Origin of the sequence: Mycobacterium sp. GA-1199, from assembly GCF_001500045.1 — a bacterium.
Classification (GTDB): domain Bacteria; phylum Actinomycetota; class Actinomycetes; order Mycobacteriales; family Mycobacteriaceae; genus Mycobacterium.
On sequence record NZ_LQIX01000001.1, the window covers coordinates 24,550 to 37,957 of the forward strand.

General features: G+C 61.4%; 8 protein-coding genes and 3 pseudogenes. 4 read left to right on the top strand and 7 right to left on the bottom strand.

What is annotated here, in order from left to right; all coding sequences use genetic code 11:
• Positions 1-87 precede the first annotated feature (87 nt).
• A pseudogene (gene istA, locus AU198_RS00110) lies at positions 88-1,330 on the top strand (IS21 family transposase).
• Positions 1,330-2,109 (top strand): annotated as a pseudogene (istB, locus tag AU198_RS00115) (IS21-like element helper ATPase IstB); the annotation flags it as partial. The pseudogenes istA and istB, both read left to right, overlap by 1 nt.
• 442 nt (positions 2,110-2,551) lie before the next feature.
• On the opposite strand, the gene AU198_RS00120 reads toward istB, so the two are convergent.
• A complete protein-coding gene (locus AU198_RS00120; protein WP_231744523.1) occupies positions 2,552-3,508 on the bottom strand; it encodes a serine hydrolase in 957 nt (318 codons plus the stop codon).
• Positions 3,509-3,679: 171 nt separating this feature from the next.
• Between AU198_RS00120 and AU198_RS00125 the strand changes: the two genes are divergently transcribed.
• A complete protein-coding gene (locus AU198_RS00125; RefSeq protein WP_156431427.1) occupies positions 3,680-4,558 on the top strand; it encodes a hypothetical protein in 879 nt (292 codons plus the stop codon).
• A gap of 218 nt (positions 4,559-4,776) precedes the next feature.
• Here AU198_RS00125 and AU198_RS26855 read toward each other — a convergent pair.
• A pseudogene (locus tag AU198_RS26855) lies at positions 4,777-5,078 on the bottom strand (hypothetical protein); the annotation flags it as partial.
• A gap of 463 nt (positions 5,079-5,541) precedes the next feature.
• Here AU198_RS26855 and AU198_RS00130 point away from each other — a divergent pair.
• Positions 5,542-7,530, top strand: coding sequence for a DNA (cytosine-5-)-methyltransferase (locus AU198_RS00130; RefSeq protein ID WP_064345469.1), 1,989 nt, complete (start codon positions 5,542-5,544; stop codon positions 7,528-7,530).
• 12 nt (positions 7,531-7,542) lie between these two features.
• On the opposite strand, the gene AU198_RS00135 is transcribed toward AU198_RS00130, so the two are convergent.
• From AU198_RS00135 to AU198_RS26020, 5 genes are all read right to left on the bottom strand, one after another.
• Positions 7,543-8,781, bottom strand: a complete 1,239-nt coding sequence (locus tag AU198_RS00135) for an ATP-binding protein (RefSeq protein WP_231744524.1) — start codon at positions 8,779-8,781, stop codon at positions 7,543-7,545.
• 72 nt (positions 8,782-8,853) lie between these two features.
• Complete coding sequence (locus AU198_RS25620; protein ID WP_286141417.1) at positions 8,854-9,330, bottom strand: very short patch repair endonuclease; 477 nt, start codon at positions 9,328-9,330, stop codon at positions 8,854-8,856.
• 121 nt (positions 9,331-9,451) lie between these two features.
• Entirely contained in the window at positions 9,452-10,561 is a 1,110-nt protein-coding gene (locus AU198_RS00140) for a DUF6339 family protein (protein ID WP_064345471.1), read from the bottom strand.
• Entirely contained in the window at positions 10,561-11,454 is an 894-nt protein-coding gene (locus AU198_RS26515; protein WP_231744526.1) for a hypothetical protein, read from the bottom strand. The genes AU198_RS00140 and AU198_RS26515 overlap by 1 nt, the downstream gene beginning before the upstream one ends.
• Positions 11,451-13,370, bottom strand: coding sequence for a hypothetical protein (locus tag AU198_RS26020; protein ID WP_156431428.1), 1,920 nt, complete (start codon positions 13,368-13,370; stop codon positions 11,451-11,453). Before AU198_RS26020 ends, AU198_RS26515 begins: the two co-directional genes overlap by 4 nt.
• Positions 13,371-13,408 lie beyond the last annotated feature (38 nt).

Sequence of the window (13,408 nt, forward strand, 5' to 3'; positions counted from 1 at the left end):
GTGAATTCTGACCCCGGCGGGGCAACTGAAAACTGACCCCCTGGTCCGGTGGCCTGGCTCTAGTCGAGCCAGGAGGACCAGAAGGGAATGTTGTCTGTGGAAGATTGGGCTGAGATCCGTCGTTTGCGCCGGGCCGAGGGCTTGCCGATCAAGGTGATCGCTCGGACGTTGAACATCTCGAAGAACACGGTGAAGTCGGCGCTGGCTGACGATGGGCCGCCGAAGTACGAACGACCGCCGCGGGGTTCGATCGTCGACGAGGTTTGAACCGCGGATCCGGGAATTGCTGCAGATCTATCCGAGGATGCCGGCCACGGTGATCGCCGAGCGGATCGGCTGGCAGCGTTCCATTCGGGTGCTGTCGTCGCGGGTGGCCGAGTTGCGGCCGGTGTATCTGCCACCGGATCCGGCGTCGTGCACGGCGTATGTGGCCGGGGAGATCGCCCAGTGCGATCTGTGGTTTCCCGACGTGGAGATCCCAGTCGGGTTCGGCCAAACCCGCACTGCGACTCGGCTGCCGGTGCTCACGATGATCAGCGCCTACTCCCGTTGGCTGTTGGCGATGCTGCTCCCCAGTCGCCGTGCCGAGGATCTGTTCGCCGGCTGGTGGGAGCTCATCGGTCGGTTGGGTGCGGTGCCGCGAGCCCTGGTCTGGGACGGCGAAGGGGCGATCGGGCGCTGGCGGGGCGGGCGGGTCGAACTGACCAAGGAATGCCAGGCGTTTCGCGGGGTGCTGGCCACCAAGGTGATCGTGTGCCGGCCCGCAGACCCCGAAGCCAAGGGGCTCATCGAACGCTCCCATGACTATCTGGAGCGCTCCTTCCTGCCCGGCCGCACGTTCGCCTCGCCGGCGGAATTCAACACCCAGTTGACCGACTGGCTGGCCGTGGCCAACACCCGCACCCGCCGCGCCCTGGGCTGCGCTCCGGCCCAGCGGATCGACGCGGGCCGGGCCGCGATGCTCGCGCTGCCGCCGGTGGCGCCGGCCGTCGGATGGTGTTCGGCGCTGCGACTGCCCCGGGATCACTACATCCGCCTGGACGGCAACGACTACTCGGTGCACCCGAGCGTAGTGGGGCGCCGGGTACTGGTCCGGGCGGATTTGAATCGGGTGCAGGCGTTCTGCGACGGACAGACCGTCGCCGAACATGACCGCATCTGGGCCGCCCACCAGACCCTGTCTGACCCGGTCCATGTGCAGGCGGCGAAAGTGTTGCGGCACCGACGCATCCAGATCCCACCACCACCGCTCGCCTCTGAGGTGCCGGTGCGAGACCTGTCTTCTTATGACACCGCGTTTGGGGTCGATCTCGACGGCGGGGCCGCTTGATGGCCACCACCAAAACCACGGCCACCACTGGCCGGGATATGACCGCTGAGTTGGCGTATCTGACCCGTGCGCTGAAAGCACCCACCCTGCGCGACTCCATTGTTCGGTTGGCCGAACGGGCCCGGGCGGAGAACTGGACCCACGAGGAATACCTGGCCGCCTGCCTGCAACGCGAAGTCTCCGCCCGCGAGTCCCACGGCGGCGAGGGACGTATCCGGGCGGCCCGGTTCCCGGCACGAAAGTCATTGGAGGAGTTCGACTTCGACCATGCCCGCGGACTCAAACGTGACACCATCGCCCACCTCGGGACGCTGGACTTCGTCACCGCCCGCGACAACGTCGTGTTCCTCGGCCCGCCCGGCACCGGCAAGACCCACCTCGCGATCGGGTTAGCGATACGGGCCTGCCAGGCCGGCCACCGCGTCCTGTTCGCCACCGCCGCCGAATGGGTCGCCCGCCTCGCCGAGGCACATCACGCCGGCCGCATCCAGACCGAACTGACCCGCCTGGGACGCTACCCGTTGCTCGTCATCGATGAAGTCGGCTACATCCCGTTTGAACCCGAAGCCGCCAACCTGTTCTTCCAGCTGGTCTCCGCTCGCTACGAACGGGCCAGCCTGATCGTGACATCCAACAAAGCCTTCGGTCGCTGGGGCGAAGTGTTCGGCGACGACGTCGTAGCCGCCGCAATGATCGACCGATTCGTGCACCACGCCGAAGTCATCACCCTGAAAGGAGACAGCTACCGACTCAAAGACCGCGACCTCGGCCGCACCCCTGCCGCCAGGGGGTCAATTTTCACCTGCCGTCGACAGCTCGGTGTGCTACGACCGGGTTCGACAGCAGGTTGTGACAATGTTTTATCGTCGGCCCCAGAACCGCGACCGTCGTGTCGTACTCGTTGCAGGGATTTGAACGGGTAATCGTTGGGGCGCTATTGCCCGACGTTGGCGTCGACGACGCGCGCCGGCACGGATTTCTTGCACGAGAACGGGCTTCAGGATACTGGCAGGCAGACCATCTATAGGACCCAACGGCTCGAAGAGAACGGTGTCGGACCGCGGCGAAGGCACCGCCGACCATCACGACCACGTCCACGTTGCTACAAAATGGCGACGCGTAACCCGCAAGAGAGTCAGGTCTACCTCCGCTGGTCCGCGGTCTCAGACGCTATCCGCTCGCAGCGGCGTTGCGGCGAACGAAACGTTCCGTGGCATGCAGTTAACAAGAACCCGAGGGCAGGCTCGGACCCGCACCCCTGAGCCAGTCCGCGACAGTATTAATGGCGCTCACTCCGTCGTCGAATGAGCCAGAATTCGGCGTTGCCGCAATGGCGACTGCAGCACGACCTGTCGGGGTGTCGAGAACGCCGATCTGGCGCACCATGTAGTGCCCAGTACTGTCCGGTCCCCAGCCTCCTTTGATGGATGCGCCGGGATTCGAACCCAGCCCCCATCGTTGATCAGCCGCGACTTGGGTCATCAGATCCAAGATGGCACCGTTCTGTGGCGCGCACGTTGTTGCCGCCAGGAAACGGGCTTGGTTCGTGAGGGACCACTCGGTTTGCCCGAACGCGGAGAACTCAGGCCTCACTTTGCGAGACTCGACGGTCGTCGGATCACCGACCTCGCGCAGAACGGCTTCGACGCTTGCCGCTGCTGTGTCGGGATCGCCGAGGCTCTGCCACAGCGCGTCGGCTGCGGCGTTGTCAGAGCGAGTGATCGCGGCGGCGGCAGAATCGATCAACGACGGCGACTGGCGCAATGCTGCGATCGCCAGCGGCACTTTGATCGTCGACCAGGCCGGCCCCACTGTCCAGTCGCCGTAGGACTGTAACTCGGATTCGGTGCCGAGCGGCGCGATCGCCACGCCGATCTGCGCATCGGTGGTCTGCTGTAGCTGAGCGAAGGAGGCAGCGAGGTCGTCAGGGGCGGGCGCGAGCGGTTGAGGTGAGACGTCGGCTGGAAAGACAGTGGCGGACGCTGGTGCGGGAACAATCTCGGCCTCGGGAACGAGAGTTTGAGGGGCGGGCTTAGCTGTGGTCGTTGTGTCGTTCGAAACCAGGGCCAATGCCGTTGCGACGGCCGCCACCACCAGCAGCGCCAGAAGGAAGCCGGCATAGCGCAACCACGATTTCTGTCCGTGTGACCGAGCAGTCTCGCGGTCATAGATGCGCACTACTTCGGGCCTCCATGTCTAAATAGCTGCTTCAACCGTAGACGGGGAATGAACCCTGTCACATCAATTTTGCTGACAGCGCTCTCCAGTCGACGTGATACTCGCCTGAGACGTCCCGCTCGTCCTGGATGAGTAGGGCGGTAGAAGCCAATGATGAAGCAAGGGGGCCCGGTGACGGACCAACCAGGCGATGAGTGGGATGGGCCCGTTCACCCGTATCCGCCTGACCACAACGATAAGACGTCGGCTGACGTGAAACGGTTCCCGTTCAACGCAGCAGGCGGCTTCCTTGCGGCGCTGCTGTTGGTCGCGGTTGGCGTGGGTATCTACCTCGGCGTCTCGGCTCTGACGAGCAATGACGAGGAGCAACCGTTCACACTCAGCGGGACGCTGTCTCTCCGCACCGACAGCATTACCACGGCGGGACTGCCGGACGATTTCGAATGCGCTGGCAAGGGCGGTTACAACGATATCGGGCCCGGCACTGCGGTAACGGTGAGCGATGAATCGGGCACTCTGCTGGCTAAAGGCACTCTTGGGAGCAGTTTCGGTGAGAACAAATTGTGTGTGTTCCCCTTCGACGTCGAGAATGTTCCGTCCGGCGCGAAGTTCTATAAGGTCCAGGTCTCTCATCGCGGCGAGATGAGCTATACGGAGGAAGAAGCCCGCGGTCGCGTCGAGGTCAGTCTCGGCGACTCGTCGTCAGACGACAGCTCCGCGCCACCGGCGCCTCCACCTCCGCCGCCGCCCGCGGCGGCGCCTGCTCCTGCTCCTGCTCCCGCTCCGAGGGGACCAGTGCCAGCCGACCGCCCCGACACCGTGCCGGAATATTCCACTCAGTGCAGTCCGGGGGTTGCGGTGGGCAGTTCGAGGACGTCGTGCGCGTTCGCCCAAGCCGTACGGAATGCCTATTTGTCGGAAGGAGGCGGCGGCACGGTGGTCATCTACCCGTACAGCCCCGTTACCGGCCGGACCTACGAGATGACGTGCACCGGACGAAACGTCATCACGTGCACCGGTGGTGACAACGCAGTGGTCTATCTGTATTAAGGGCGCTCGCGGTGACTGGGTAGAAGGCCGGGCGATCAGCTGGCTGAAGCGTCCCTTCCAAGGCCTTCTTGCTCGGTTCGCTGGCCCTCCTCGTTCTCACGGTCCCTCGAGCCAGCGACGGAGCTCTCTCCGGTCTGTTGGCCCGGCACTTGCTCCGAAGAATCATCAGCCATGCTGCGTTGTGTCATAGCAGGGGACTACCCAAAGGTGTCTGAGCACTACACGCCGACAGGCTCCTTGGCCGCCGTCTGGCGCATGGCCCGCTGAGCGATGTGAACTTCGCGATCGTCCGAGTGGCAACGGTCGTGACTGAGTGGGCGTAGCGGGCCGTCGCCCGGTTTTAGAGACCATCACCACACTGTCGATGGAAGGCTGGATCACTGTCCCGTTCTGCACCGTCGCCACACCACCAGCTGGAAGCCGAACTTGCGGAACGACGACAGCGTCTGCTGCGCGAAGTGCGGATCCGACTACTGAACGCCTCGTCGAGCTTCAACTGCGGGAAAACCGGACATCTGTCAAGCCGAGAAGGTTTTGGCAGATAAATCGCCAATCTGCCTAGTATCGGCAACGCGGATCGTGTTGCGTCGAGCCCCATTCGGAGGCGGCGAACAGTGAGTAAATAAGATCGTATTCAAGACACATTCCGAGGCTGTCATTCGACGTTCGACCACAGACCAGATGTGAAGTCCGACTGGGCGGGTCATGGCCGATCGCTGGCAATCGCGGCGATGTATAGATTTGACCACCACTGTTGATTGCATGCTACGCGGTTCAGGCCGCTCGAGACCGGCTGTGGCTTAGGCAGTCGGTCATCCTGTTGGCGGTCGCGGGACCCCGAAATCAAGCAGGAGTTGGGGCCGCAGTCCTAACGTCTAACGCATCGACCGTCTGACGGGCCCCGAGCCCTTGTCAACGCAGCAGAGCCAAACATGACCCGCGCGTCTTCCTGTAATGTCTCACGCCGCCGATATCGTTGTCCTATGTCAAAGGCCGCGTCAGCAGAGTTGCGAAAAGCTCAAAGCTACGGCGTCAAGCTCGTGCGAGGTCCGTTCGTCAATCTTTCGCCCCACCGGGAACACACCGACGACCCAGAGGTGTTCCTCAGGTACGCGGCTCGGCTGAAGTCCTCTGGTGCGCGGCTCGCCGCCGACTTCTTCAGCGGAGCCGGTGGATTGAGCTTGGGCTTGGAGAAGGCTGGCTTTCGGGTCGTGCTCGGTGCTGATCACGAGCCCTTCGCGATCCGTACCCACGCCCATCACTTCGGCGGTATGTCGGTTGATTGGGATCTCTCCGATCCAGGGGCCATCGCCCGGGTGTCCGAACTATGCACTCAAGCAGGTGTCGAGCTAATCGCCGGCGGCCCGCCCTGCCAGCCGTTTTCTCGCGCCGGCCGTTCGATGATCCGACACAGAGTCGAAACGGGGCTTCGCGAACCGCGCGATGAGCGCCGCGACCTGTGGCGTTCGTTTCTCGAGATAGTGCAGAACGTGCACCCGAGGGCTGTCGTAATGGAGAACGTTCCCGATATGGCGCTGGATCGCGAGATGTTCATCCTACGCAGCGTGGTCGAAGCGCTCGAACAGATCGGGTACAGCGTCGAAGAACGCGTCGTCGACACTTGGCGATACGGCGTGCCGCAATTTCGTCAGCGCCTGGTACTTGTAGCGCTGCGGGACAACGTCAAGTTCACATGGCCGAAGGAGTCGGCGCGAAAGGTGACCGTCTGGAACGCAATTGGAGATCTCCCCGAAGTGGAGGGGGGCTGGAGGCCCGAAGGCGGAGAACATGGCTGGGCCGACTACTCCGGGCCCATCACCGAATACCAACGCGAAATGCGTGCAAAGATAGGCATTTCCGATGCCGGAAAGGTCTATGACCATATCACTCGTCCAGTCAGGGAAGACGATCGGCAAGCATTCGAGCGGATGACCCACGCCACCAAGTACACCGACTTGGACCAAGAGCATCAGCGCTATCGCGGTGATATCTTCGACGATAAGTACAACCGACTGAACGAGAATGACTTGTCGCGGACCATCACTGCCCATATCGCGAAAGATGGCTATTGGTATATTCATCCGCGCCAGAGCAGGACACTCACGGTGCGCGAGGCGGCACGTCTACAAACATTCCCTGACGACTTCCGTTTCGACGGTCCACCTTCGGCTGCGTTCCGGCAGATAGGGAACGCAGTTCCACCCCAGTTGGGATTGGTCCTTGGCCGGGCTGTGCTTGCTTCGCTCGACACCGACGAACCCGCAACCACAAGTACGCGTGAGACCGCGAAGGTACTGTCCCAGTGGATGGTTCGACGGTCATCGTGTTTGTCGATGCCGTGGCTCCGCGCGAAGACACGTTGGCAATTGGTCGTTGCTGAATTGCTACTGGATAGAGCGTCGCCATCTGTATCGAAGTCGATGTGGCGCTTCCTTGAGACGAAATGCATGGACCCGGAGGCCTTGAACCCGAAGGCGAATCCCGAGTTCATTGAACAACTCATCGACCTAGCCAGCGGCGTTGGTCGTCGCGCGCGTGCGGAGAAAATTATGGCCATCGCCGAGCGATTGAACTTCGACTCGTCGGCCCTCAACGGCTCAGCTGAAGAGATCAAGAAGGCCACCGGATTGACCGATGCCATCGCCGACTTGGTTGAGCTCGCTGTAGAAGTAGACGCGACCCCCCCAGCTGAAGAAGACATGATGTCGGGCGAGCCCGTTCTGGTTACAAAGGGCATTCTGCGTGTCGCGAGGCGCTTTCAAGCCAACACGGTTGACCGCAAGAACAAGATGACCGACGGCCGTCTCGCAGTTGCCCGCATGATTGGGTTCGGCCCAAAGTCGCGGGAAGCGCATCTTGGCTTAATTGAGCTCGCGAATAGCATCTGCCGGCCGGAACTTCCGCTTTGCGGGCAGTGTCCGATCGCTAAGTACTGCGCGCGTGATGGAGTCGTTGAACCTGTCTCGCACTAGCCGACGTCGCGCCTAAATTCCAAGTGCTGCCGCTATGTTGGGGTCGTCTTTGCGCAGCACTTTGGCGATCTTCTTGAAGGCTGCATATTCGTCCGCTTGAATCGCTGCTGCTTTAAGCGCCAGCCCGGCCTCGGCGCCGGCCGTGAGGTTATCCCCACCGCTTTTGCGGCCTTCCTCAGAAGGCTTGTTGCTAGAAGACTTCCGGTACCGCTCATCAGCAGTTGCGCACATCTCGTTTATTGGGCGCTCGATCATCTGGCGCAACTGCGCCGGCAACGCCACACGCATTTTTGCGACGTTTATGTTGAACGCGGCATCCAGATCGGTATCGAAATCGACGCTCGCCCGGGCGAGCTTGGTGTGCTCATCTATGCCACGAACCCCAGCCCATCCACCCCACTGAATAAGTCGGTGCGCCCTGTATGTGTACAGGCCTTGTTGCCGGTTCCACTTCAGCGGACCTGAAAGGCGCTCGAACGCGGTGTGGGAACTGAACTGGTCACGGCCAGGCAGCACAAATCGACGGAGTCTGACTAGCCCTGTCACATCGCCGTGCTGTATCTCGAAGACTTCTTCCGAAAGCTCAACAGTGGCTTTTTCGTTGCGAGCGAAGGGGTCCCAAGGAAGTACTTTGGACCCGTTGACAGTGATTGCCACTGTCTCGGTGTCGGCTTCGCCTGCGAGAAACCGGTGAAAGACCATTGCGAGGTGTTCGGTGGTCTTCTCTGCCAGGGTCTCGAACCGGCGTCGCGCCCAGCCGCCCATTGAGTTTTTGGCAGGCACGACTCGGTCAAGCTTCTCCCAAATCACGACGGTACCTTGGCCGTCCTGGAGGAGATTCCGTGCCCTTTGAATGGTTGACGTGCGCTCCGGATCGATGATGAGCCAGTCGTCAAACTCAGCGACCAGATCCAGATCGAGCTGACGAGTTTGTATGACTTGTCTGCCGGTCGCTCGTCGGGTAACAACTGTGAACGCTCGGCCCTGTGACAGAGAAGCTGTCTTCAGGCCGAGGCCGTACCTTCCTAAATCACCTCGGCCGTAACTGCGTCGGCTCCCGAATCGCATGGCCTCAGTAAGGCCGTTCGTAGTCATTCCCTGTCCGTTGTCGGCAATGAACACGCGGGAGTCTTCCCCGTCGAACTCGATGAGGACGTCCACCTGTGTCGCTCCGGCCGTAATGCTGTTATCGACTAGGTCCGCGATGGCTGAGCTGAAGTCGTAACCGATATCGCGGAGCGAGTCCGTCAAGCGCGCTGCCGAGGGCGTTACGCAGGATGTGCGTCGTGCCACTACATTCTCTCTTTCGTCTCGAACACCATCTCACCTGGGCCGCGTGGATGGCTGGAGCCTCGCCGGAGGATTGGTTCTATCCCGCCAGAGCCTCTTTATCGACTCGGCAGACTCCGCGGGGTCGTCATGCTCCCAGACGTGCACAGGAAGCCATCCCAGATCTCTAAGTTTGCTGTCGTTTCTGCGGTCACGAGCGACATTCTCGTTTAACTTCGCGAGCCACCATTCACCGTTGTTCTTGGGTTCGGTGCCGTGGGAGGGGCACTTGTGCCAGAAGCACCCATCGACGAATATCGCGATTCGTGCGCGCGTCAACACGACGTCCGGCCTGCCTGGCAGAGTTCGGTCTTGGACGCGGAATCTTAGGCCAAGTCGATGCAGCGCGCGCCTGAGTGCAATTTCGGTGCCAGTTCCTTGAGTGGGCATCGCACTCATCTGCTTGCGGACCACCTCATTGAGTGGTGCGGGGCTGCGCCGGCCAGTTGAGCGATGCGCGGCGGGGGTCATGACCGTAATCTTTCAGCAACCCACTGACACGCGCCGGCCGCTCGGACGCTGTTAACACCGCCTACCTTCAGCGGCAGTTCCGGCATCGCGTTCTTAATGCCGGAAGGCCGCCGCGTGGGCGTCAAGATCGTGTGCTTTCATCAGCTGCCGCTTCGGCCAGCACGTAATAGGTCCCTCGGCGGACGCCGCGCCGGGCGAGTGCTCCGTCACGAACCAATGCCTGAAGCACCTCACGTGCCTCCCCCGACGTTATGGCAGCCATCTCGCGTAGGTTCGTGTTTGTGACGCGGCCAGTGGTTCGGGCAATCTGAAGAGCCTTCGAAACGGCGCCGTCGAAGTCTTGGTCATGCGCTGCATCGGCTGCGGGCCTCGGCGGAAAAGCGACGTCGTAAATCATCAATCGCGGGATCCGAAGAACGCCGGCGCTGGGCTGCATGAGCCGCCGCGGCGACGATTGCGGCGTTTCCTCCAACGCACGGTGGCGTCCGGCGGTACCCGCAGGTTGGTCTGTGATGCCGACTGCAGCTGCGTTGAAGATTTCCTCGATTGCTGATTCCAGTTCGTTGTCGTCAAGTGCAGCGAAGGACACCACCGGAGTCAGCCGCAGAAGCCTTTTCATCGCGTCTCGCATGAGCTGCATGCGAGATTCCGCGGCACCGCGGTCTACACGTGAAAGAAACTCCCTGGCCACACCTCGGGCAAGGCGCAGGTCTGCCGCGATTGTCGGGCGCTCCATGATGTTGACCAATTCGTCTTCGCCGAGTTGCGTTAGGTCGATATCCGGCCCTAGGACTTCTGCGCGCCACCACAAGCGCCGAAATGTGTTGCGGTTTATGTTGCCGATGAATCGCCGGGGATCAGCTTGTGACCCGAACCGCCATACTGCGACATCGAGTAGCCAGCAGCAGGTGAGGTAAGTCCATACCTCTTCGTGCGAGGCCTCGTTGGGGCTAATGTCCAGGCGCTGACGGAGTAGGCGCGCGGCGCGACCTTCGAACTCCGATGGATTCTGGATCGGGTACGGCATGCCGTGTTCACGGGCCAAGGTGACGAGTTCATCCCGCAGGGTGGACAATTCGCCATCCGAGATTCGTGTTCCTCCAACAGGTGTATATGTCACCGTCTGACCTGTGTCGGGCATCGCCGCAGCGAGTTGCTTCAGGCCCGAGAGCGGGAGAGTTGCAAGCAGCTGCAATGCAGGCTCACGCGCGAGGCGGGGTAGAACGAGCATTAACCGATCACTCCAAAACGCGCCTGTAACTCGGCATTGAAGCGTGGAGATTCGTCAACGCTTCGCGACCGCAGCGTCGACACTGGAACGCCTGGCCAGCAGGTCGCAATCAGGTCAGACAACAGACGGCCCACGGAATCCTCTTCGAAGGCGTCTGGATTCTCGACAAAGCGGTCGTTTCCGAGCCCTCCCAATATCAGCGATCGCGCCACGTCGAACATTACGAACGAGCGCACGACATGGGTCCGCAAGTCAGAACTGCCCGAGCGGAGGAGATTCGGAAGCACGTCATGGTGTGAATTGACGATCAACCGTAAGCCACCAAGTACTGGGGCTTCGAGGTCGTCTGGGTTCCAGTCGAGCGCCCATGCCGCATTGTCTGGGAAGTGAGGAGTCTGTGAAAAGTCGACAGCGGTAATCGGGAAGCGCGACGCGCCGCCCTCCAGAGCGACCTGCGATGTCTCGACCCAGAGTATTGTTCCCGGTCGGCGTGGCGAGATTGGTGAGGAACCGTCGCCACGATGTCGGAGGACAAGCCGGGTTGCAAGGTTAAGTCGGCCACCCGCCATGGCTCCGGGAATGGCGAGTTCGAGGGTTGTTCGGATCGCCCCTTCCTCCGCGCCGAGTTCGACGACGCGACCACTTCCGCCCAATCGCGTCGTGGTGCAGCTCCACGTTGCGGTTATAGCGAATGACGCCTCTCTCCCCAATAGACAAGATTCGCGAACCATATCTAGGTCGACCTCGACCGTCCGTATCAGTTCGAGATCGGTGAACGGATCCCAATGATCGAGTCGGTCGACCACCTCGGAGCCGTCGGCGGTGCACCAAGGGAGGCCGGCCATCGCCGTTTCTGGCGGAAGTAGATAGGGCGCGGCCGCGGGGGTCCTCATGCGCTCTCCGCGCTAATATCTAATTGCATCATTTCCTCGCGAAGTTCAACCTCGACTGTCCAGAGACCATCCACTCCGTCTGGGCCCGTGCTGATCTCCGCAACTGAATAGCGTTCGCCTGCCGGATTGATCCAAGCCCGAACACTTGGCGCGACGTACCCTGCGGGCGCTTCGGATTCGACTTGGCCGCCGTCATTTGTAAGGATTTCGACTGTTGCGGACAACCGAACCCGGTTGCCCCGCGTCCGTAATTCAAAGGGATACCTGACGACTGGTACGCCATCTGGAGCGATTGTCGGCGATGGGTCGCCTCCGGATCGCGTCTGAGGGGGCCGTAGGGAGCGTGACATAGTTTCCGCGCTTGCGCCGGAACGTTCGTCTCCCGGATGATTTGGTGTGTCTGAACGCCTTTCACCGTCAACCCACGTTTCCTCGGCAGCTCTGTCGATATCGCGGCTTCCTGGCGCGCGGCGCCGCCTGCGCTTGGCTTGGGTCTTCTTCCCGGCAGCAGGGCGTCGTGCACCAGGTCCTTCGTGACCGGGCATGAGTGCGGCCAATGCGTCGGCGAATTCGCCGAGTGGAATACCGTCGGCTTCGTGGACACTCTTGAGCGAGGTGTCGTATCCAGCGGCACTCCGGCAGTGCGTCTGCACCCGTTCGAGTGCAATCTTGACGAATGATCGCCAACGGGGGTCGTGGACGAACCGGTAGATCCAATCGTCATGTGTTGGCGGCTCAGCAGCTTTGAACATCTCGTCAACATCAAGTGCGCATTTGAATACACCTGAGTAACCGATTTTCCCGATCACGGGCGTTGCACCCGGCATGTAACGGACCACGAGCTCGGGCGTTCGCATCAGTGCGATGTGATGCACGGATACCGCAGTCATCCGAGCGCCTTGAGGAACTGGACGATCCGGCAAATCGACCGGTGCTATCGGACCCTTTTGTATAGTCAACCGTCCGAGCGTCTTTGCGGGCCGAAGTGCCTTGATAGGTTTGTCGATTACCAGTTCGTCCTCATCGCCAGGTTCGCGACGCATTACGTCCATTGCTTCGACGAACCCCCGCAGTCGCGGGTGGTGCCGTGGATTCGGAATACGAACAGATGCGTCGTTATCGACGACTGCGAATTCCATCGAGCGTCGAGCGCCCCCGGGCGTATCGATCATGCGAGGCCAGAAATTCCACGCCAACGCTTCTGCGATGAAGTCCATGGTGGCGTCGATCCCGTCCGAACTCTGCACAGTGACGGCTGGTGCGACGACAACGACGGTGGTTCCCATCGATTCGGAGTCTTCCCGGTCGGGAAGTCCGAGTTCGCGAGCGATCTGTGCCGCATCCTCGCCGAGAAGCGGCTCGGGAACACCTTGGCTGATTCGTCCCCACCAGTGACGCCCAGTGTACGGGCGACCTTCGATCTCGAAGGTATCCCCGAGACCACACGCGAGTAGGCGTCGTTCAAGCTCACCGTGTCCCGTGTCGCAGAGGGTGTCAACGATGATGGTCTGTGCCCGGCTAGCTATGTAGAACGCGGCTTTTCCATACCCGAATGAGCCTCCACCGAACTCCTTATCAGGTGGTTGTCCGATGTTTCGGAGAAAATCGACGAAGTCGCGCGGTTCCCCGTGACCGTCTGCCCGGGTGGGTCCTCCGAGGCCATGGGTTCCGAAGTCGGCAATGTACAAAGTTTGCATGCCGTCTACGAGCTGCTCGCCGAGGCGAAGGCCCAGCGGCGGGTCAACCAGGATTCGTTCGCGCAACGTGCTGATCTGCGTCGGATCGAGAACTCGACGTCCGACCTCAATCCGAATCCCATTGACATCGGGCCGCTTTGCATCCCAGCAGTTCTGGATTGCTTCTCGGACTAGAACTTCCAACGGTTCTGTGTCGGGCCGACCCAGTTGGTTGAGCACTCCAACTGCAGCCAATCCACCCGTCGCGTTGTACGGTT

Bases quoted from the DNA above. Each gene is read 5' to 3' on its own strand.
- AU198_RS26515 (WP_231744526.1), bottom strand. From the start codon at position 11,454: ATGAGGACCCCCGCGGCCGCGCCCTATCTACTTCCGCCAGAAACGGCG.
- AU198_RS25620 (WP_286141417.1), bottom strand. From the start codon at position 9,330: ATGACCCCCGCCGCGCATCGCTCAACTGGCCGGCGCAGCCCCGCACCA.
- AU198_RS00130 (WP_064345469.1), top strand. From the start codon at position 5,542: ATGTCAAAGGCCGCGTCAGCAGAGTTGCGAAAAGCTCAAAGCTACGGC.
- AU198_RS00140 (WP_064345471.1), bottom strand. From the start codon at position 10,561: ATGCTCGTTCTACCCCGCCTCGCGCGTGAGCCTGCATTGCAGCTGCTT.